The 23,269-nt window shown below is 41.0% G+C and carries 17 protein-coding genes and 3 tRNA genes; all 20 read right to left on the minus strand.

The features are described from left to right. Positions 1-204: 204 nt before the first annotated feature. Positions 205-657, minus strand: a complete 453-nt coding sequence (locus tag ACI2IW_RS06410) for a type IV pilin protein (RefSeq protein WP_404693077.1) — start codon at positions 655-657, stop codon at positions 205-207. Then, positions 657-1,247: a type IV pilin protein gene (locus ACI2IW_RS06415; protein ID WP_404693078.1), complete on the minus strand. Its 591-nt coding sequence runs from the start codon at positions 1,245-1,247 to the stop codon at positions 657-659. The genes ACI2IW_RS06410 and ACI2IW_RS06415 overlap by 1 nt, the downstream gene beginning before the upstream one ends. After that, the gene (locus tag ACI2IW_RS06420; protein ID WP_404693079.1) at positions 1,231-5,169 is read right to left on the minus strand and encodes a hypothetical protein; all 3,939 of its coding nucleotides are present in this window, start codon (positions 5,167-5,169) and stop codon (positions 1,231-1,233) included. Before ACI2IW_RS06420 ends, ACI2IW_RS06415 begins: the two co-directional genes overlap by 17 nt. 68 nt (positions 5,170-5,237) lie before the next feature. Continuing rightward, positions 5,238-6,098 (minus strand): PilX N-terminal domain-containing pilus assembly protein, encoded by an 861-nt coding sequence (locus ACI2IW_RS06425; RefSeq protein ID WP_404693080.1) that lies wholly within the window; start codon positions 6,096-6,098, stop codon positions 5,238-5,240. 40 nt (positions 6,099-6,138) lie between these two features. Continuing rightward, entirely contained in the window at positions 6,139-7,317 is a 1,179-nt protein-coding gene (locus tag ACI2IW_RS06430; RefSeq protein WP_404693081.1) for a PilW family protein, read from the minus strand. Beyond that, complete coding sequence (gene pilV / locus ACI2IW_RS06435; protein WP_404693082.1) at positions 7,317-7,886, minus strand: type IV pilus modification protein PilV; 570 nt, start codon at positions 7,884-7,886, stop codon at positions 7,317-7,319. The genes ACI2IW_RS06430 and pilV overlap by 1 nt, the downstream gene beginning before the upstream one ends. Next, positions 7,883-8,374, minus strand: a complete 492-nt coding sequence (locus ACI2IW_RS06440; RefSeq protein ID WP_404693083.1) for a Tfp pilus assembly protein FimT/FimU — start codon at positions 8,372-8,374, stop codon at positions 7,883-7,885. Before ACI2IW_RS06440 ends, pilV begins: the two co-directional genes overlap by 4 nt. 324 nt (positions 8,375-8,698) lie before the next feature. Beyond that, positions 8,699-9,535 carry a ComF family protein gene (locus ACI2IW_RS06445; RefSeq protein WP_404693084.1) on the minus strand — a complete coding sequence of 279 codons (837 nt, stop codon included), beginning with the start codon at positions 9,533-9,535 and terminating at the stop codon, positions 8,699-8,701. 75 nt (positions 9,536-9,610) lie between these two features. Then, on the minus strand, positions 9,611-11,059 hold the full coding sequence (locus ACI2IW_RS06450) for a phospholipase A (RefSeq protein WP_404693085.1): 1,449 nt from the start codon (positions 11,057-11,059) through the stop codon (positions 9,611-9,613). Between the two features lie 385 nt (positions 11,060-11,444). After that, positions 11,445-13,574 (minus strand): protein-disulfide reductase DsbD domain-containing protein, encoded by a 2,130-nt coding sequence (locus ACI2IW_RS06455; RefSeq protein WP_404693086.1) that lies wholly within the window; start codon positions 13,572-13,574, stop codon positions 11,445-11,447. A 47-nt stretch (positions 13,575-13,621) separates the two neighbouring features. Then, entirely contained in the window at positions 13,622-14,170 is a 549-nt protein-coding gene (locus tag ACI2IW_RS06460; RefSeq protein ID WP_404693087.1) for a protein-disulfide reductase DsbD domain-containing protein, read from the minus strand. A gap of 245 nt (positions 14,171-14,415) precedes the next feature. Continuing rightward, positions 14,416-14,850, minus strand: a complete 435-nt coding sequence (gspG, locus tag ACI2IW_RS06465; protein WP_404693322.1) for a type II secretion system major pseudopilin GspG — start codon at positions 14,848-14,850, stop codon at positions 14,416-14,418. 519 nt (positions 14,851-15,369) lie between these two features. Then, entirely contained in the window at positions 15,370-16,572 is a 1,203-nt protein-coding gene (gene gspF, locus ACI2IW_RS06470; protein ID WP_404693088.1) for a type II secretion system inner membrane protein GspF, read from the minus strand. 83 nt (positions 16,573-16,655) lie between these two features. Continuing rightward, the gene (locus ACI2IW_RS06475; protein WP_404693089.1) at positions 16,656-17,717 is read right to left on the minus strand and encodes a hypothetical protein; all 1,062 of its coding nucleotides are present in this window, start codon (positions 17,715-17,717) and stop codon (positions 16,656-16,658) included. Positions 17,718-18,037: 320 nt separating this feature from the next. Next, positions 18,038-18,973 (minus strand): AraC family transcriptional regulator, encoded by a 936-nt coding sequence (locus ACI2IW_RS06480; protein ID WP_102094695.1) that lies wholly within the window; start codon positions 18,971-18,973, stop codon positions 18,038-18,040. 471 nt (positions 18,974-19,444) lie between these two features. Then, positions 19,445-19,520: transfer RNA gene (locus tag ACI2IW_RS06485), tRNA-His, on the minus strand. A gap of 41 nt (positions 19,521-19,561) precedes the next feature. After that, a tRNA-Arg gene (locus ACI2IW_RS06490) sits at positions 19,562-19,638 on the minus strand. A 105-nt stretch (positions 19,639-19,743) separates the two neighbouring features. After that, positions 19,744-19,820: transfer RNA gene (locus tag ACI2IW_RS06495), tRNA-Pro, on the minus strand. A gap of 254 nt (positions 19,821-20,074) precedes the next feature. Continuing rightward, positions 20,075-21,598 carry an McrC family protein gene (locus ACI2IW_RS06500; RefSeq protein WP_227522936.1) on the minus strand — a complete coding sequence of 508 codons (1,524 nt, stop codon included), beginning with the start codon at positions 21,596-21,598 and terminating at the stop codon, positions 20,075-20,077. A gap of 15 nt (positions 21,599-21,613) precedes the next feature. Then, positions 21,614-23,131, minus strand: coding sequence for an McrB family protein (locus tag ACI2IW_RS06505; RefSeq protein ID WP_404693090.1), 1,518 nt, complete (start codon positions 23,129-23,131; stop codon positions 21,614-21,616). Positions 23,132-23,269 lie beyond the last annotated feature (138 nt).

Genomic DNA, 23,269 nt, shown 5'->3' on the forward strand with positions numbered 1-23,269 from the left:
AAACATAGGGATCATTATTTCTAAATTAACAAATAAAATGTGCAATATATTAAATATTGTCACTCACTTACTATTTTTACTTATGTATTGTTATTAATGTTACTCACTACTTACTAAAAATTGTCAGTTTATGTAATTTATAGGATTTAGAGTAATTGTACATGACATTTTTTGTCAGATAAACATAAGCATGTCATTAACAGTTCATCTCCATTCATCACCTGTTCCGCATTTCTTGTTCGGATCATCTCCACGACATTTTATATTTTGAAAATTCAAACTCAATGTACCATCGTTCGCCATTTGACTACCATTCTTGGGCGTAGCTATAATGCTCCAATCCGAAGTGAGCGGATTAGGAGTAAAGCTGACTGTATACAGAGCGTCACCTTGCTTAGGATACGCGCCGCTCAACCCTGTAATCAGAGCGTTGTTATACGAACCTTGTGCCAATTTGCGACTCTGAATTTCAGACGCAATATTATGCATCTCGCTCATCATATCGGTACGCTTAGTCTTGATAACATATTGCTGATAGCTTGGATAAGCTATAGCCACTAAGATTCCAATAATAGCAATGACGATCATTAGTTCGATCAATGTAAAACCAGACTGCTTCTTAAAGACGGTGACTGTCGTGTCCGAATCAATCCACATCACCACTCTCCTTGACCCGTACCACAATCACTATCTCCTATTTTCACTTTACTGTTATTTTGACAGCTTAGACCTGTGCTAGATATCATAAAATAGCTAGCATATTCTGTAAGCCCCGAACCCCTTGGTTCAGCTAGCATCTTCCAGCTTCTACCAGTTGTATTGTCAATACCTGTCGTAGTCGCTGGTACTAATGAGCTAGCAGTATTGGCACCATCCACTAATGTGATCTGATAACGATAATTGGTCGAATCACTACCCTGAGGAACATAGATAGTTGTGTTGTTAGCATCATAGGCGTACGTAGCAGTGCTACTACTGCTAACTACTTTTGGTCTAAAACCTTTGTAAGTTAGCGCTGTTGCCCGCCATCGCTCTAATTGTATCTCTAACTGCAGCATTTTAGCTTGTACATCACGTTCAGCATTCATAATCGCATATTGACGATAGCTTGGGATCGCAATAGCACCTAGTATGGCAACAATGACCACGACAATCATCAACTCTATTAAAGTAAAACCTGATGATTGAAGCTTTGGGTTATTACCGTGGCTCTTAGCTGAAGCATGCACTCTATTTTTCCTCTTCATAAAGCTCATACCATCTTTTCGGTATGAATTTATATTTTTCATACCCAAGATTACTGTCGCTTGTGGCCTTACCGTTTGTAGCGACTACATTATCAGACTTACCACCACTACCAGTTGTACCATCATTCACAATAGTGTTGTTTGTTACTTGCAAGCCAGCCTCATCGGTTTGGTTTAATCCCCCTGAACCAACATTATTGTTATTTCGATTAGCAATTTTAACTTGGTCAGCCAGTGACTGTGGACCGATCAGCATTTTGACATTACGCTGGTCTTTACTATAAGCACCTAATGTCAGTTCTTGTATTCCTTTACCAGCCCGAGTATATCCAGCTGTTCCATCAAGCGACTCAGTATCGTCGCACACTCCATAAGGCATACAGTATACTTGTCGTTCCGAGCCACCTACCACTCTAGCAGAACAGTTATTTGTCTGATCATAAACCATTTCTGGACTATAGACAGTTGTAAACAACCGATTACCATATGCTAAAGGCTCTCCTACTGACTTCACCCCTTCAACACCGCTATACCCATCAAAATAGGTTAGTGGATAGCGCCATCCTGCATAGTCGTAGACATAACGCTTTTTGGTATCGTTGTACGCTCCTTTTGCTATCGTCTGTAAGACCGCTTTGCGACTCGTTAAGTTCTTCAAGGCATTATTTTGCTTAAATGGAAGACTAACGAGATCATTAACTGTTTTATCTTTCGATATTAGTTTGTCATTTGTATAGCTAAATATACTGGATTGAGCGATATCATAATCAAATATATTAAATAAATAGTTAGGGTTATCAGTATCTCTGAGCATAGAAAGCGGTGTACTACGATCTCCTGATGCAACAGTTACCGACGCAAATATCTCCTGATAAGGGCTAGTATAGAAACTGACGATAGGTCTTTCGTAGAACCGATATGGCAGCGTCTGCCCAGAGCTAGCATCTAACACTCTAACCACTCGTTTCACCAAACTGGTATTTGTAGCACCTGAGTTTAGATCAGCGCGATAGACACTACCGCCCAAATCAGCATAATAGAGGTGGTCGATATTACCATCATCATCTCGATCCAAAGCAGTAATTCCACCTACAACACTATGCTTCATGCTTGTAACCTGAGTGTGGTTTGTACCACTATCACTATCGCTACCAGATATAGACGAGATAATACTACCATCACTAGCATCTAATATATAAACTGCATTACCTTCTGCCTGCGTTTTTTTATCGCAACTTGTATTGTCACCACTAGTTTGTAATTTGAAACTTGGATTTTCATAACAAGTATCATAACCACCAGCAACGATAATCACATCTTTAGACTCGTATTTTGTTCCTTTCTTCATTCTAATTTTTGCGACTGTAGGTTCACTCCAAACTTGTCCTAAACGAGAAAATCCAGCATCAGTCGTATTTTTAGAGAATAAGAAGGTTGGTTTATCTTTCGTAGTTAGATCCAAGCCGTATACGCCTTTACCGCCCATTCTTAGTCCACCATACGCTTTTACTGACGTCGCTTTTACTTTTTTAGGCGTTCCTGAAAAGTCATATTCTAGTACTGAACTACTTGTCCATGGTGCGTCAACGCCGAATACAGTTCTGCCTACAGCGCCTTCACTGTCTACTTTTAGCGCTTTTAATTGCTGTTTGATAATAGTTTTAGGAATAAAGGCAAATGTTTCTTCGCCTTTTTCTGATGATACTAAATGTAGTGCTCCGTCCATAGAGCCAAACATAATATAGTCATCACGATCTTTTTCATCGTTAGATATCTCACCATCAGTTGTAAAGTCTGCACCGTAGGATACTTGCTTTGGTTTAGAGTGTACTACGCCTCCTAATACCTTCACCTCTTGAGTTGGTGGATTTTTTACGATGTCATTAAATGCTGTTGTTTGTTTGGCGGCTGTATTCAAAGCAGTAATAGTTGCTGCAGCATCTGTGGACACGCTGTATCCCAAAAAGGATAGTAGATACAACTTTTCTGCTACACCATAATCTGTATCTAACTGATCAAACCCAATCACAGTACCATTTGTGACTTTAATATTTACTAGCTTGGCATTACTACCTGTACCACTCTCAACATACACATTACGAGTAGTACTAGCATTAGTTCCGGCAGTCGGTGCCTTTAAACGTGCATAAGCGCCCCCTGCATAAATCGAATTATTCGCACTTTCACCTTTATCATTTTTGTAATCTGTAGTACTCCAAAGATCTTGAGTACTTGTGCTTAAATCATCTGGAAAATCATCACCATCATCATCATCATATAATCTACTAGACTCACTAAATGGGAAAGTCGATTTACCATATAGCGTACCTTGATAGACATTGTATTTCTTTAAATTTCCAGGCCATACATACTGAGAACCAGCTACTTTTGGCTCGAGCATAGGTAAATAAGCAAACGGCTGCAAATTAGTAGAGCTTAGTGGATCATTGGGGATAGTAATGGTACCTGAAGGGGCTGTTTCGATAATTTGAGTCAGTTTGGCTGTAAAGCTAGACACGCTAGCAGCCAGGCTGTCTGCATCTGTCGTGTAGTAAAAACCACCACCGCCATATGCTTCACTACCTAACTTACATAGGTTTTTGACATGTGTAGAGGGAGTGAATGATGATGATGCTGACTCATCGCAATGATAAACCGTTTTGCCAGCGCCATCCACCGAAGTCTTAATGCCAGCAAACTCTTTACCGAAACCGACTGTGGCGGTTAGTATTGATCGTTTGGAAGGATTGGTGACGTCTCGCAGTTTTTTAGAGTATTCACCCATACATGCCCAGCCCGTACTACCACCGTTATTGACTAAACCACCATTACAAGTCCCATCCAGACTTAAAGAGCTACTTTTACCTTTAAGACTTAAGTTCATTAAACCAGAAGCAATCGAGTTAGATGAGCCATTAGGCACACCATCTGTTAAAAAGTAAATACCATAGCCACTACACTGCGAATCCGAGACGGGGGCATTATAGTTCAAATAATCATTTGTCGAATCTTTCGCGTCTTGAGTAGATACAGTATAACCACTTTCATCAGTATCTTTTATCGTAACACCATTTTGGTTTTTACTTACTATCTGATAGAAATAACGTACGTTTCCAAGATCATAACCGTCATCAATGTTTTTAGATATTTTAGAATTTGCATTTCCGTCAAAAGTTGAGAGTTTCTTTTGTTTTTTCTTGTTGCCCGTTAACTCAACATCACTATAGGTATTACAAAAGTACCAGTCTTTACTATCAAAAGGTGTTACGTAAGAATCATTATTAGTACACTTTTGGAGCCTGTATCTATAGGGTTTGCTATTATTACCAGAATACTCTTCAACAACTCGACCTAAAACTTTGTAAATTTTTTCCTCTTTATCTTCTAGCTCAACGGTCGTAGTACCCATCATGTAGGCGCCTGCTTCCGCATAAGCATTGGCCGCTGGCGTATTACCACTTGCGCGGAAGCCTGTCAGAGTAGCAATAAGTTTAGTGCGTTGTGCTTCGTCAAGCTTACGTGCCGGCACTAAAATACTACCTGCTTTACCATCAACCGATCCATTACCGTCTTTGTCCACAGAGTATTGACCCAGACCAATTATGTTGTCACTTGATAATGTATAGTTACCATTGGCATCTTTTTTTGATAGCAACTCTGTCAAAGCCCTTTTTAATATGGTCAATCTGGATTCAGTACCAAAATCTACAGTACCCATAGATCCCGAAGTATCAAGCATTAGCGTTAGTACAGCACCACCCGATTCTGCTGCCTTATAAATCTCCAAATCACCCAGATTGTTCCTACCCGCATTAACGGGTAAGGCCACCATAGTTAGTGCAACGGCATAGCATAAAGGCTTAACAGTCTGGCTAAGCTTAGAATATCGTAACTGATTAGGTATGAGCTTTTTTAAAATCATGATGAGTACTCTTATTTAACTACAACTGTTAAAAGGGCTAATGGATGCCTTATTTATTTATCTATCAATTAATTGTTAGCGGCTGTCTTACGGTTACCATTGACATCAATGCCAACCAGTTTCTGACAATCTTCATCTATTTTACCGTCTCCTACACCAAACCCATAGCAAACCGTATTGTCTATGACGTTCTTAACATAAGCTTGCTGAACTAGTGTTTTAGTCGCAACCCCCTCGCCTTTCATACATTCATCCAGTGATTCAGTGCTACCATCATTAGGGTCAATAGGTTTTTTAAGACAGTCGTTTATATCTTCCTTACTAGCATTCGATAGACTAGGTAATATAGAAGTAGAACGAATATTAAAAACAGCAGACTCATTGCTTGGCTCATTAGCTTGTATACCAGATCCTTGTGTTACTGATTTAAAGCCCCCTTGTCCTACAACTACACGCGATGGGCGAGTAATATTAATTTGTGTTACTGAGTTACTACGAGCACTAGAGTAGCTTTCCGTCTTTGATATATCACAGTATCCACTACCCGTTGTCATCACCGTACCCCCATTAGGTTTTACGATGCTGGCTTGATTCAATTTAGCAAAACTATTTAGTCGCGCGTTATAACAAAAAATATATTGATCATCGCGATTTGTACTACCTGCTTGAGAAAGATAATAGCCAAACATTCCCGTCCCTTCTATCACTGCATCTACATAATCTTGATCTGTATCGTTATCAAATATTTTCTCAATACGCTTATTTGCGCTATCTGAAGAGTTTAATAAAAACGTGTCTATTTGATCAGCAGTGGCTACTTTTAAATCTGTTGTACTTCTCTTAACCGCAATAATACCCACTAAAGTAATGAGCATTAAAAACATCAATACTACGATAAGAGTAACGCCTTCCTGTGATTGTCTAGTCATCTCATTTATCCTCTTTCAGTCAGATTATCCGCTTCATCAACTAGATACTGGGTATAGAGCTTTCTTTAACAGCTCTTGAGTTTCTCAACATAATATTCGACTCATATACTCTGCGAATAAAAGCGCTGGAAGTATCTGAAGACAAATCTCTTTTTTCTCCAAATACTATAAAACTAGATGCTCCACTCTCCCCTGTAATGGGGCGATCAGCTCGTACTAAAACAGATAGTTTTACAGATATAATATCTGTCGTCGTTATAGTAGACATACTAGCTGAAGATTCTGCCTGTTGAACAGTTTTCAAAAAACTCATGTATTGTTCAGGAGTAAAATACCTTAAACTAACCGAAGTATTAGTTGGACTGGTAGCGACAACCTCTACTCCTAGCAAGACACCAAAATAATCAACTCTTGGAATAACGACTTCTCCAGCATCCCCAAAATCTCTTATATTCCGAGTAGCCACTAACTTAGTACTATCCTTACCACTGATTTCTTGTGCTGCAAGTTCTGCTGTACTTAAGTCTTCTTTGATATAACGTCCAGCGTCACAACGTAGCTCATAACTTTTTATATTTGATTCATAATTAGACTTATTACTCTGAGTAACTTCGTTAAGAAAATACCTTTCAATAACAACCTGTCCTGGTATCATCGTCAAACGCCCATCCCGATCTATTTCTACAGGTCCCCGAACTAAGGAGCCTTCACAATCGTACATATTCTGCGGTGCTTCGTACTGTATAGTGAGTTGGGAGCTTTTTAAGCCTGTAATGTTACTGTTCCCTGCTTTCCAAGCGTTGTTAACGCTACTTGTGCTTTGGTTTCCACTTCTGGTTAGATAGCCATCTGTAATCTCTTCAGCACCAGCGCTCGACTTGGTTCCTCCCATTTTAATACCATTCATATTATTCTTAGATTTGTCTGTCTGGGTAGTACTAACCAAACTACTGTCACTGGTCATAACCAGACCTGCCGTAGGAGTAAAAGGATTGTTAGTATCCGCCATACCTAAATTACTAAGCCTTATACTCTTTTCTATATTTTGAATGCCAAAAATACTCGCTTCTAATATATCGGTACCACCAGCCTGTACACTACTGGTTTTAACGCTGGTCAAATAAATTTGCATGACCGCTGCTGAGATTAAAAGACCTAAGGTGAGAGAGATCATTAGTTCTATTAAAGAAAAGCCGTCCTGAGTATATTTAATATTCATTAGTAAGACTCCATAATCAAGCAATCAGAACCTGCATGATATATCCCAAACGCATCGGCACAAGCCTTACTACTCGCTGAACTGACTCCAAACACTGGCTCTGTTCCGTTCCATGAAGTGATAATACATTGACGTAACTGTTTGTCCGCAGTATCAGGACAAGTAATCATATTTAGTAAAATGCCGTTTTCACATGCTTGTTTCATCGTACTCCAGCTATTGTATTGACCTAGCTGTTCTTCGGTACATGACTCACTATCACAGTTCTTTGTGACAGTACTCGTTTTATAGTCTTCGACAGCTGCACAGTAATTCTTTGAAGCAGATACTTTACTTAATACACTTTGGATATCCTTTTGATAAGCCAGTATATTATTAGAATTTAGTCGCAAGTCTTCAGACAAGCCACGCATTACTGTATTAGCATTTGCTATTAGCACGCTATCATCTGTTGCTTTTATAGATACCATATTGAGTGCACTAAATCCCAATACTGCAACTGCTAGTAGTAACAGAGCAACTAGCACCTCAACCAAACCCACACCTTGTTGGTTAATAATTTTAGTCACGGGCACGTTCCTTCGGATCTATTACTAATAACGGCAGTAGCACTAACTAAGATTTTTATAGGACTAGCTGCACTATTGCTATCGCATATAGTATATGTGGTAACTTCTGCGACTTTATTTGGTTTAAATTCATTACTGCTACGATCTGACTTAATTGTACTTTTAACATCATACCTATAACTTTCTACAGTGCTATCTACCTTACCTGACACTATATACTGAATATTTATTACCTTATTAGTATTATCAAAGCTTATCGTTAGTGGTTGACGACGAATAACACTTTCTACCTTAGCCTCTTTTAACGCATTAGCAAGCGTCGCAGCTGTTGACTTAACCCGCTGGTTTGCAAGTTGGGTACTAATATTCGGCGCTGCAATACTCATAATAATGGCAATAACAGCAATGGTTACCATTAGCTCAATCAAGGTAAAACCTGAGCTTATGTTCTTCAGCTTAGGTAGTGAAGTGTTCAAAGATGCATTCACATCGTGTTCCTATTTAAAACTGCGACTATCTGTCTTTTATTTACGTCATATTGATTATGAGTATCTTATATTGTTGTCTTACTACCATGACTTTCTACATATATCTACTTAATAACATGCAATTTTCATTCCATGATATCTAATAAACATATCTAGAAATGACTATAGGTGCTTTCCAGTATCCTTTACTCATATGTTAGTTCGCCGAAAAACTGCTTAGACATTTAGCTCATAGCAAAAAATTAATATACATAACTATAACAATATAGCGTTAAGGAAATATATTAGCAATAATTAGATATTACCGATAAAGATAAATTGAGTTTAGGATTTGCTACCATGTGCTAATACGTAAGCAGAAATTTGATAAATATTATGGCTGATATCTGTTACTGATTTTACTGCTGTAGGTGGAGAAAAGACTCGCGCTAATGCTTGTAAGCTTGCACCTGTAGTAGATACGTCATCAAATAGTAATAAGCGTTTTGTAGGAGGCTTTTCGATTAGAGCAAAGGCGTTATTTAGGTTGCTAAGACGTTCGGCACGAGTCAGTCCCTGCTGACTAACTGTATTGTCAATACGCTCGACGCCTTGCCATACAGGAATTTGCCAATGTTTAGACAATTGAGCAGATAGAATACTGACAGGATCGAACCCACGTTTGACCAATCGTTGACTTGTCGTTGGCATAGCAACAATCACACTGTTATTGCGATGACAACCGTGTGGACGCGGTAATTGACGTATGGTATGTAATAGTAACGGCAATTTCGTCATATCCTCTTGATGCTTAAATGCTCGGATAGCTTGACGTATTGGATACTCGTAGTAAGTAGAGGCTTGGATAGATAAAGATATACTAGGAGCGATATCCACTTCAAAAGGTCTTGGCAACCAAGTAATATCATTGTGACAGTGATCACAAAGTAAACCACTGCTCAAATAGCTATTTGCTTGATGAATGATATTAGTAAGAAAAGAGTATTTCTTTAAGGCTGTCCGTGTAGGCGGCGCATTCGTTATATTATCTAGGCTAGATTGTATTTGATGATGCAGTAGTTGAGATTGTGGTGTACTACGATAAATACGACATAGTTGGCAGCGCATATCCATATACTCTGCCAACCACAGTCCAGTTCGATAAGGCGCTAAGCGGCGCATAAACTATTATTTGTCATAACTTATAATAAATTCCACCTATATTAGAGCCTTTCTCAAATTGATGTCCTTTCCGAATTAAAGCCCTTTCCAATCATTCAGTACAATACCAAAGCCGATAGAGGTATTTTCATGATTATAATCAATGATTGACTCACCATATCCCTGGAATAGCTGAACCATACCATTAACGTTCTCTGAGATAGGATAAATATAGTCGATTTGCGCAGCACCTTTATTGGTACCTGGATTGTAGCGCAAGGTACCGCTAATACTCTGATCAGCCGGCAAATCATATAAGAATTTGATATCACCGTAGCCCATGTAGTCTTCGATATCTGGATTATCGTCATCACTACTACTTTCATTATTTACTCGAGCCCATAGGCGCGGTATGACTGAGAGTCTGCCCCACTCTGCACCCGCCATGAGGTAAGCACGATTCCATGAACGTGATAATGGATCATCTTGTCCATTCGAGTGATGGACAGCACCTGCGCCCAACATACGTAGACGTCCACCAAAAGGTAGATCTGCTGTCACAGGTTGGGTTAAGAATATTTCAGGTTGATAATCGGTAGCACGGAATGGACGCGAGTTGTCTTCGTTATAAACTTGCCAATGTGATTCTTGGGTATAACCAAACCATAGATCAGCACTGGTATCAAACAAATCTTCTGCGACTTTTGTTTTTAGGGATAATTGGAATTTTAGCTCAGTTTCGCGTATATCATTAGAGTCAAAAGGATCTGTTTCTTGTGATGGTGTGCTTGGATTTAAATTGGGATCGAAAGTATAAAATAATGGTAACAGATACGTCGGTCGATATGGTCTAACCGTCCAAGTACCACGCTCACTATTTTTGTCTAGGTCATAAGATAGACTGAGTGGCGAGAATTTTTCGATGTCTGTTTGAGTGACACCTACATTTTCTAAAATCTGTGCCTCACTATTCGTTTCAGCATCTATTTCTACGTTGCCATTTGCCTTCAATTTGCTAGCAGCTGTTTGCTGATTGGTCATTAAGATGGTATCTGCATCTTCAACTGTCGTCCCACTCATCGCCGTTTGAGATTCAGCCAATATCACTTTTGGATTACCTGAGACCGTACTTTGAAAGGTCTTTGCCAAATCAATTGGTTGTTTGGTTGAGGTGTAGCTTGGTGTCTTACCTTGTTCAGCTACTTTATCAAAACAAGCGAGGCGAGCAGCACTAGACTGGACTTGCGTACATTCAGAAAATAGCTTGGCTTGCTGGGCAATAAATTCTTTGCTAATTATTTTGCCATTTTGTGTACTCATATCAGAAGATATCGCACTGTTATCAAGACTCTGTGATAGGTCAAGATCCTCGTATTCAAACGCAGCTTCGGGTGCTGGCAGTTCGTTATAAGTCTGAGAATCATCAGCAGCTTGTACTTGTATCGCGGTACAACTCAACGCAAGAGCAACTGCAATACGAAGAGGCATATGCGCATTCTGGTAAGACGGCTGTTGGTGACGCTGAGTAATGGTATGGGCAAACATAAGTGTCCTTTATCTAACTAGCATTAGCGCTAGCAGAGTATATGAGGTAATTAATATAGCCATTAGCGTTATCGCTAAAATAGAATTGACTGAGACTATCAGCTAATCGCAGATATTAGGAGCGAAAAAAATGACAATTAGTGCCCCTGCTGCATTGTTTCTTTATTGTAATGAAAATATAAGCACGATACTAGCTTTATCGATAGTTAAAATAACCACCTATCAATATAATTGCTTATATAACAAATACTTAATAAATATTCTATAGTATGAATTTAATGGCATCAAAAAAGCCAGCATACTTTTCTTAGTATACTGACCTTATTAAAATTCTTAAGAATTTTCGAAATATTACAATGGTTTCTTAAGTGTTCATTGTTAAATGTTAGTTGTTCAACGCCGATAATGTTTGCTCAAATTCTGAGCGACCAATCTCACCAACTTGCTGATTTACTAGCTGACCATCAACATAATACAGTAACGCTGGTGGACCAAAGAGTTGATAACGAGACAACACGGCTTTTGAGTCTGCTGTCGTCTCAGTGATATCGAGCTTTACTAGTTGCCAATCTTGCATCTGTTCTGGACGATTATGAAACAAGTTCTTGTCCATAATGCGGCACTCAATACACCACTCTGCTGTCAGATCAACAATGACATTCGGATTGGCTGCGACAATGGCATCTAGCTCTGCAAGCGTCGTGATCGTCTTATCAGTGGTGCTATCACTATTCGCTGGTTGACCAGACGTTGACTGTACCATCATCGGTGCTGCACCCAATGACGCTAGTGGATGTAAGCTATCGTCATTACCCAACGCAGCGCCAACTATTAGGCAAGCCGCCCAAATACCAGCGATAAGGCTTAGTGCTTGGGTCAGCATACGACCTTTACCTAGCCAACTCCATGCCCATGTTGCCACAACCATAAACCATAATGCCCATACCATCAGCATGACTGGCGATATAAAGACGCGCTCAATCAATAGCAGTGCCACGGCAAACAGTAGTAAAGCAAAGCCTTGCTTGACCCAATTCATCCACTCGCCTGCTTTTGGCATAATCTTGCCTTGAGTAGCACCAATTAGGATAAGCGGCGCGGACAAACCAAAACCCAGCATGAATAAAGCGGCAAAGCCGAGCAACGGACTACCAATGGTAGAGACCGCCAATAATGCCCCAAATAATGGCGCAGAAACACAAGGTGACACGACTAGCGCTGATAAAAACCCAGCGATCAAACTGCCGCCTGTACTACCAAGTTTACTGTCACCAGCTTGGCTTAAGCCTTGCATCTTACGACTGATTGTATGCGGCAAACGTATACTAAAAAGACCTAACATGTATAGTGCGAGAAGTATAAAAACAATAGCAAAGCTAATGAGAATAATTGGATTCTGCAGCCAACCAATAATACCTAAAGACTCACCGAATACTGCGATAACAGCGCCCAAAATACCATAAGCAGTCGCTACCCCAATCGCGTAACTGGTGGTCAAGATGACACCGCGTTTGACCGTTGGGTTTTGTTCGCGGGCTACAATGTTGGCCACGATAGGTAACATCGGTAACACACATGGCGTCAAGGCCAAGCCTAAGCCTGCTAAAAATAATAGTACTAATGCCAGCCAAGGGTGAGAAGCCAAACCAAAAGGATCGCTATCAACGAAACTGTTGCTCAAGGTACTTTCGCTATTGGCCGTCTCGCCTGTTACGCTGCTAGTTGCTGCAGAAATCGTATTCGTCGCTGCACTACTATCTAAAGAATCATACTCTACAGCGCTGTCATCAATGAGATCATAGTCAATAGCCCCATCGTCTGTCAGTGCTTGCGCCTCATCAGGCAAAGTATTATCAAGAGCTGTTGAGCTTGCTTCCTCTGACGTCGCCGTAGCACTATTCTCTGAATCGGCCGAGCTCGCACTACTCTCACTATCTGCTGATACCTGCATCGATGCGGCTACAATATTGACAGTCGTATTAATCTTTTCAGGTGGATAGCATAGTCCTGCTTTTGCACAACCTTGCCACCCGACGACGATAGCTCCGTCTTCTATATTCTTGCCACTATCGTTCGTCAGTGTGGTGGTAGCGACCATATTTGCTTGGTCAAATACCAGTACTTTGCCAAATGTTGGATCATCTATCGAATATGGTGTCTGGCTAAAGGTAAAAGGTGCCGCCGTCACGCCAGCGGGTAGCGTAAGTTTGATTTGCTTTTTATAGACGTAATGTTCAGGAGTAATATCAAAATTAACAGATAACCGCGTACCCGCTTTAACAGGGGTACTATCTGTACTTACCTGAAACGCTTGATCTACTGGCAAGAACTTTGACTTCGATGAGCTTTCACTACTACCGAAAAGGTCGCCTAACCCTGCCGCTTGTACCGTCGATGTCGCTGATAAACCTGTCAGCAATGAGCCACTAGCGATGGCAAGCGCTAAGATATGGGATTTTTTCGAATGGGTAGATACGCTAGATGATGAGGACTTTGGTGATGTCTTGATGGACATGAATGGCTACCTATTATTACCGATATTTTAATCAATCTGCTCGCTATTTATTTGCGGGTCGCAGCAATATCTATCTTGGTTTTGACTTTTTCTGGTGGATAGCATAGACCTGCTGTTGCACACCCTTGCCAACCAATAATAATAGGCGCGTTTTTGGCGCCCTTACCATTACTGGTCGTCAGCGTCGTGGTTGCAATGACGCTTCTTTGCGTAAATACAGGAACCTGACCAAAGGTCGGATCATTGATTGATACTGATGCTTGATTGAAAGTGAACGGTGTGGCGTTTATTCCTTTAGGGAAGCTCAACGTAAGCTTATCCTTATAGACATAATGCCCTGGCGTAATTTCAAAACTGATCGACAACCGCGTGCCTTTGGAAGTCGCTTTGGTATTACTGACCACCTGAAAGGCTTCATCCACTGGTAAGAACTTTGATTTTACTGAGGAGCTATTTTTAAATAAGTCGTTTAGACCTGCTGCTTGGGCACTGACCGATGTCATTGACAAGGCCGTTACCAATGAAGTGCTTGCAACGGTTAGAACCAATTTATAAAGGTTTTTAGAAAAATATTTATTAGACTGTTGGATCAACATAGATGATTACCTTTAATTGCAGTTTGCGATGACTGTTTTGCTGAGCGCCTAGATATATTTATAGCATTGGCTATCAAACTTGTATTGAACAGTAGGCAGTTTATCTACTGATAAAAAATATCAACCAATAAGGGAATATTGGTTGATATTTATAAATTGTTGAAAGTGCAGCGATGAACGAATGTTTCATGCTACAAAGCTATATCAGTATCAGAATTTGTTCACTATACGTCTGTTATTAAGCTTTATAGTTTTACAGGAATGTCTGCATCTAATCCTTCACCGCCTACTTGTCCATCAGCACCTAAAGAGAATAAGTTATAAGGCTGGGCTTCTGGAGGACCTATATACTGCATCTCATTTTCCCAGCCATCGGTTGGATAGCCACCTTTAATATATCCACCTTCAGGATAGTTTTTTGCATCAGCTGGCGGTGTCGTAAGCGCCTCTAACCCTTGTGCAGTCGTTGGATAGCGCGAGTTATCAACCTTATACATATCTAGCGCATTTGAGACAGTGGCAAGCGCCGTTTCAGTTGTTTTAACACGGGCCTTATCACTTTGACCAACTACTTTTGGCACCACTAATCCAGCAAGAATGGCTAGGATCACAATAACGACCATAATCTCGATAAGAGTGAATCCTGCTTGACCAGACTTTTTTGTCGCACTGCGCTGCATAGCTGAAGAAGCGGTCTTATGGTCATTTACAATATTTGAATGGGATTGCGTATTCTGAATAGCACTTTTTGGCGTCATATTTATTTGGAATTTGTCAGTCATAGTCATCGCTTTGGTCATCACAGTTATGTAAATAGTAAAAGTGGCGTTCTATTGTGGCTCTCATCAATGATATATCAATGAGTTCTGAAACTATTGTCACTATAAACCATGGTTTTATTTTTATCCAGCGCTGGACCTAGTTTGAATTTACTATCTTAGCCGAAGCTAAATGTTAGCAGACTCTAAATGTATGACTATTAAACCGTGCTTACTATAGCGCGGCGCTGGTGTTTGCCATAGCAAAAATAGCGTTCGTTCAACAATATACAACAGTAAGCAAACCTTAAGAAAGCTAGTCCAAGGTTTAGCAAGTAAGTTAGGTGATATGAATAGAGTAAAAGAGAACTAAATAGAGGTTTTGGAGATTGGCAGCTAGCTATACATAAAGAATGATAAATCATCGGCTAGCGAATTAACTTAGCCTGCTAAATCGTTCATATTAACGATAGGTAGCATAACCGCCATCACAATAATCATGACTACTACGCCCATTAGCACCAGCATTAAAGGCTCAAGTAATGATAATAAGGTGCTGATAAAATTGGTTGCTTCTGCTTCCTGCATATTGGCGGCACGGCTCAGCATATTTTCAAGCTCGCCTGAGTTTTCTCCGCTTTTTATCATCTGTACCATCATCGGTGGAAAGTAAGTAGATTTCTCTAGTTGACTAGACAAGCTGGAGCCTTCTGTGACCCTATCAGCCGCAGTAATAATCGTTTTTTGGATATGTAAATTGGTCGTGACCGCAGCCCCAATATGTAATGCCTCAATCAGTGGCACCCCTGATCGTACTAGTATCGCAAGGGTACTGGCAAATCGCGCGGCATTCAGACCTTTGGACAATCTAGCTAGTATCGGCAATCTAAGCACCACGCTATCGATAGTTAATTTACCTGCTTGCGTTTGGGCAAAACGGTAGAATAAAAATGCGGTACTTACCAATACCAATAATATTAACCACCACCACTGAGTAATGATATTCGATAGCGTGAGAACGATTTGAGTAATTAAAGGCAGCGCTTGCTCAGACTGTTCAAAGACTTTGACAATTTTGGGCACAACGAAGCTCATCAGTCCCATAATTACCGCAATTGCCATTACCATCAGGACAATCGGATAGACCATGGCCCCTTGGATTTTCTTTTGGAGCGCAAAGCGGTTTTCGGTGTAGTCTGCTAGCTGATTGAGGATAAGGTCAAGATGGCCAGATTTTTCGCCTGCGGCAATCGTAGCGATGTATAACGGCGGAAAGCTAGCGGCTTGTTGCAGAGCACGTGCTAAGCTGAGCCCTTCTAAGACATGTGAGCGCACTGCAAGCATTAAGGACTTAATATGAGTCTTTGGGGATTGCTTAGCAACCGCTGCCAAGGTTTCCTCAAGTGGGATACCCGCTGCCAATAATACAGACAACTGACGTGTCAGCAATGCCAACTCGTATGCAGACGGTTTTTTGTAGCGGTTTTTGCTCTGACTCTGTCTGTCATTGACCGGGTTGACTTCAACTGGTGTCCATTGCTTATCGCGCAACTGCTGGCGAATTTGCCGCGCAGAATCTCCTTCTAGCAAGCCTTTTTGGACAACGCCATGGTCGTCAAGCGCTTTGAAATGATAGGCAGGCATGGCAGCAGATATCCTAAGAGGCTTACAGGTAGACAGTTATAATTTATGACTTAATAGAAATTTATTAATTTGACATGCGACGCTTAGAAAAGTGGCGTTGAGTCATTACTATCAGGCATCAAACCTTGCAATAACAAGACATCCAGATGCTGCTGCTGTAGCTTTTTATCAAAATCATTAACCTCAGCGATTAGCATTCTTTCAATACGTTTATCACTCGCAAAAACGCTCAAGCGCGCACAGATGACAGCCAACTGATAAATACGTTTTTTGCAATAACCGTCAAGACCTTGTAATAATCTAACCATATGCGGGGTTTCAAGACTGGCGTAATCATAGTCAGCCACGACTTGCTGGCCAAGGGCTGTGACACCATAAGTAATCGACAAGTGAGCACAATAGTAACAGCTGAATAAATAACCAACCACATGACCGATATAATAGCCTCGATCGTAAGTAAAACTACTCACGCCAAAATGCCCAAGTACATAACTATTGAGGCTACCTTGGTCGCGAATTGGCTTGCCGTGCTTTAACTTACCGACCGTAGCAAAGCACAATGGATTGCGACCATCTTGAGTCGTCAGCTGCCAACCGGCGGGCTGCTGTGCAGGCATATGACGCACGATATCTGCAATAATGTCATCGACCACATGCAGCTGCTGCCAGAGTCTTTCGAGCGTATCCGTATCCATCAACCCACGTTTATCAAGCTGCTGCGCAAGTAAATATTGCTGATATTCTGCGAATTGCGGCTTCAGGGTTTGTACTAAGTAAGTAGGACGCGTATTGGCAGATGCCATATATAACAGTCGAGTACGCTCATGCTGAGCACGATAAAGCGCAACACGCTGCGTAGCGATATTGGTTTCTTGAGCCACAGGTTTTGCAGCTACTGTAAGACTATCGGATGATTCAGATATTACTGCTTCAGTTGCTACCGCCTCGATATCTGACAAAGTAAACATCGTCAATAATGCCGCCTTATCAGGTGTCTCTACCGACTCATTTTTCGGCGCATTTTTGCTGACATGCGGGTTCTCTATAGCAGTGTTTTTATCAACATTACTTTCTGTTTTAGCAGTTGCAGCAGCCTCTTGTTGGCCATTGCTTCCTGCATTTAGCTTTGCGGTCGGTTCAGTCATAACATACCATCAGCAGCGAAGATAAACATCGTCTCGATCCTTTTATATGCCTATCGTATAAGGACATATAACGCGTTATAGCGCCAACGCTTTTGTCTCGACGACTCATCAACCCATAGTACCTGAACACAGACTCAATGTCAGCTGCCCTTAACTAAAATAGCCATAGCAAGTTACCAAAGGTATTATAGATATAAGTGATTCAACGTTTATAAACAATATGTATTCATAAATTAAAAAAAGCGCCAAGGACATATAAATGACCTTAGCGCTTCTAATCGAGATTTTACTTGAATAATTTAAATAAACAACAACTAGAACTATGCAAGATTGTTCTGTCGATACTGCTGACGGTATGCTTTTGGCGAGACGCCATACACACGTTTAAACGCCTGACTAAAAGTCGAATCTGAGGCGTAGCCCACCATCTCGCTGATACGGCTAATACTATTTTGCTGTAAGCGTAAATATCGAGCCGCCAGTCGTAAGCGGTAATCGATCAGATAAGTTAGTGGCGGCATGCCAACGGTGTCTTTAAAACGCTGTGCAAAGCTAGAACGCGACATCCCTGCGACTTCGGCAAGCTGATGAATGGTCCAGCTCTCACTCGGTGCCCCATGCATCGCGGCTAGCGCCTTGGTCAAAAATGGATCTTTCATGGCCTTAAGCCAGTTTTCTGTAGCTTCAGGCAAGCTTTCGATATAGACGCGCAAACACTCAATCATCATGATGCTTGCCCAATGATTGATTACGGCCGTTTTGCCCATACGCTCACGCTCAGCTTCTAGTGTTAGCAGCTTTATCTCTACATCAATCACTTCAAACCGACCGTCAGCAGCATCATTGAGTTCAGGCAATATCGGTGGCAGTACTGACAACAGAGGATTAATCATCTCTTTGTCGTACTTACATTCGATCAGTATCAAAGATGAATTGGGGTCTCCATCGCCATCAATATCAAGTGTACGCTCGGTACAATTACTCAATAGTTCATCAAGCGACTCAGCAACATCGCCATGGTGATTGAGTGCGTAACTCACATGCTTGTGCGCATTCGGAATCATGATCATGTCACCAGCGCGAGCTTCTCGTAGACCATTACCAACATCAATGCAAAAACCGCCAGACATTACTAAGTAAAATAAAATGGTGTCTTTTCTAGTAATAGAATAAGACCAATTGCCAGTGCCATTTAGACGATAATACTTAGTCTCAAATAAATGCACGTTTTGCAGCAATACACTTAGTGCGTCCATCAATCAATTCCTCAATAATACAGATTAATAACGATTCATCTTAAAAAAATAATAGTATTCTTAATAACAATTTCTGTCGGTTTGCTCTATGCCAATTTCTGTCGGTTTGCTCTATGCCAATGCTTGCTCCAATAAATAATTTTTATTGAATAGTATGGATGTGATAACACTTAAGCATAATGCATCATTTAAAACGTCATGTCTATTTACTTATTAGAATTACTAAACAATAATAGAGTAGACACATTCACGCTAGGCCTCAAGGAAAACCTACAAGCAATGTTGATAAAAAATTTGGGGGATTATCTAGTATTGAAGATGCTATCAAACTCTATCTGTTTAATCTTATAAAGATAATATAGAGATAAAATCGAATAGGCATAAAAAAATCGCCATCAAGGGCGAGTGCTATTACTGATATATTTTTAGATTAAGATATGATTTGTATGTAGATACATACAGAATAAAATATGGGGCGACTGATGGGACTCGAACCCACGACAACCGAGATCACAACCCGGGGCTCTACCAACTGAGCTACAACCGCCATAACTATTGCCAAAGAATAGGCAAGATTTGCAGGCTAAATGGTGCGCCTGGCAGGATTCGAACCTGCGGCCACCTCCTTAGAAGGGAGATGCTCTATCCAGCTGAGCTACAGGCGCTCTTAGAGGACTTTTATATACTAAGCTTACTTTACGATATATTTTACTATATCAGAAACTAAACCGTTATACATAAAAAAAAGCCTGTAAGGCTCTTAAAATAGATGGTCGGAGTGATAGGATTCGAACCTACGACCCTCTGGTCCCAAACCAGATGCGCTACCAAACTGCGCCACACTCCGAAATTCTCTATTATCACGATAGTTTGTTAATCAACTCGTTGTTGGCAATGCCGCTAACTTGTTAATGTTCCTCGCTATCGAGGTGCACATATTAAGGGGTAAAGGCGATTGTGTCAACACCTATTTTCGATTAATTTCAAATAATCGCTAATTTTTTTAAAATTACGTCAATTTCACCAAAATAGTGATAGCAAGACCCTTTTATTATTTACCTATCAATTAGTCAGTCATTCACGCTGTCATTGATAATGATATTAAGCTTTGTCCAAATGTGGCAGTACTTCACCGTTGAGTGTACCTGTCAAAACATCAAACGGCATCAACCATAAATGGGCATCGGCTGATTCATTGTTTTTAATATTATCGCTACTAACGCTATCATTACTACCATAATGAGTTTGCTGCTTGAGCGCTACTGGCTGCCTATCACGACCTAGCACCGGATAAACCAACCAGACCTGCCCCGCCAAGTAAGCTTGTGCATAGCTAGTCAATTGATAAGCGTCGCTCGCACTAATTGCAGCAGCATGCGGTAAGTACTTCCACTTAATGTCGATGACATGACTGTAGCGACCTTTGGTTTTGTTTTTGGCTTTAGTTTGATTAGCTGCTATATCGTTCTGGTTTTGACAATCATCAGAGGCAGTTTTAAATATTAGCAAATCAGGCCGTATAGATAAGCATGCTAGTCCCTCAGCATCGTTTAGCCAGACACTTTGGGTCTGATAAAAAGGACGGTAACTACTACTAATCTGTTGAAACATCGATGCGATACGCTGACTTGCCCATTGCTCAAAAGCTTGATTCATATCAATTAACAAACACAATCTTAGCTGAGAGCAGTTTTGTCTATTTGGATCAATACCGTTACCTGTCGCAGCTGTCGTCTGTTTCAATAACCAGTATGCCAAGTCTACTAACTGCTGCGCGGCATGCAATTTTTGCTTTTGGAGTGGCTGAACGTCTAGCTGACGCTTTGCTTGAGCATATATTACCGCTATCTGCTGCATTTCGCGGTTGTTTAGCGTAGGCACTTGCTGCCATGGCTGCAACAGTTTTGAAGAAATAAACTGGGGCAATAAAGGCATCAAGTAAACCAATGCACTCTTAATCAATCGATTGGCCAACATGTTGTGACTTAATACGCTACTTTCACAGATGAACTTATGCGGTTGCATACTATTATGACGCAGTTGCTCTTTGATAAGCAGTCGACCTTGCAGGGATGCCTGATTTTCAATCTGAGCCTGATAATGCTTGGTTGGTTGATAGTCAATTAAACGCTGCAAAAACTGCTCAATCAGCCAGTCTGATATGGGCAATACTTTTAACGGTAAAGGAGTGGACTGGGAACTAAACTGACCGAAGTTTTTCGTATTGGGTAGCTTACGATTGTTATGCGCATCTAGATGTATCAAATCCGATAGCATACCCTGTACCCAATGACGAGTCTGGACGGTATCGCTAGACTGAGTAGACTGATTGAGCTTTGGCAATATCTCCAGCGTCATGCCACTGGGCAGTAGAATAATCCCAATGTAGTGCCCAACCTTAAGCTGCCATTGCCCTCGCTTACGCCTGATAGTAAATGCTGCAAATTCTTGCGCTATTAGCCAATCGAAATCAGACGTGTGCAAAAAATCATGCACGGTCAAACGTTGATGCTCAAACACGGTGATAACATTCATGGTAGCGACACTACTGTTAGGGATACGAGTCTGGCGACTGCTTACCCTAATAGCGTGTTGCTTGGCGTAATATTGATTATTCGTTATCACTGAACAGTCACCCTGCTAGTACAAACGCTGATAGATAGCAGCATTATTAAACTCACCATCCCTAGCGATCAGATCGGCATTGATAGTATAGCTATTCATACTCATAGACTGACCAAGAAAAGAACCCTGCTCTGCAAACATTTGGTGTTCAGCGAAAGCATTGTTTTGGTTGCCCAGCGGATTATACAAGTCGTCATTCATCAATGCTTGACTATCCTGTACGAACTGCTTACTCGTCGGTTGCTGCTCATCTCTAAAGATATACTGCAGCACCGTAATTTGACCACCAGCTGCTTGAGCCAATTGAGGAATAATTTGTTCAACGAGCGCCGTTTGTAATTGCTCTAACTGAGTGATTGCGAATAAAAACGCATGCCCCAACTGTGCTTCTACTCCCAGTGTCTGCACGATACGTCTATTCAAGCCTGTTAGTAATTTACTCAAATCTATCGCACCTGCTTCTAAGTCTTCAGACAGTCCAGTGTCGGTGTCATTGCTGGCTCGAATTGTCGATAGTAAATTAGGCTGCGGTGGACAGTCAATAAAACGAAAACGTCGACGTAACGCCATATCAAGTGGCGCTAAAGAATGATCTTGGGTATTCATAGTGGCATAAATATCGACATTGGCAGGCACACTAAAAGCACGCCTAGAATACGCCAAACTTACTGTCATCGCATTTGGCTTGCCCGCTCGTTTATCAGGCTCTATCAAACTGAGAAGCTCACCAAACACTCGTGACACGTTAGCACGGTTAATCTCATCAATCAGCATGGCATAACGCTGCTGAGGGTTACGGGCTGCGCGTTGACATAGCTTCAGGAATGCTCCATCTTGTACCGCGTAACTCATTTGAGTTTGATTAGAAGGGCTGTTATTTGCTGGTGAAGCGCCACTCATGACAGGCCGTATACCTTCTACAAACTCTTCATAGCCGTAGGCTTGATGGAAGCTCACCATACTAAAACGTTGCTGACCGATGTTTTGATTTTGATGGGGTTGGTTGTCACGCTGTGCCTGCTGAAACTCTGCTAATTGCTGCGATAAATCTTCTAGTAGCACCATACTCTCTGGCAATAAATACCATGCCCCACTATTGTCCTTATCAAAATAAGCTTGGCTAGCGCGGTTATCAAAACTGACTGTTTGAGAGTTTGTAGGACTATGTCTGCGTAGCTCTAACCAAGCTGTACTATCTAGATTTTTATCACGTGAGTTCTGAGCAGCTTTGGTCATAAAAAAAGGATGATCAATAATTTCTCGTACCTTTAACAAATCCTGTTGTTCAGCACGTAAATCTAAAAACACCAGACACAATACTTCGCGCCAGCTTAAACCTTGCAGCAGGTGCTCTAATAAATCTTCATTTTCAGTCTTGGGTAGATAGTCGGTGTATTGCTTCGCGATTTGCAGCAATCTATAGGTTTTACCTGTACCAGCAACGCCCGTATAAATAATATTGGTCGGTTCATGAGCAGACATATCAGGCATAACGTTATCCAGCGGCATTGAAAACAGGTTTGAAATAGACATGCTAACATTTTGTCATTATAACGCGGCTGCCTATTGGCATGGTAACTATAGTCAACCCTCTATAAATTAGATACGGTGTCAGTCTCGCTTAGTCTACTATTTGTAGCACTGTCTCTCGGCTTCCTTGTATCCAAATTA

It is taken from the genome of Psychrobacter sp. NPDC078501 (genome assembly GCF_044900935.1).
Taxonomy (GTDB): Bacteria; Pseudomonadota; Gammaproteobacteria; order Pseudomonadales; family Moraxellaceae; genus Psychrobacter.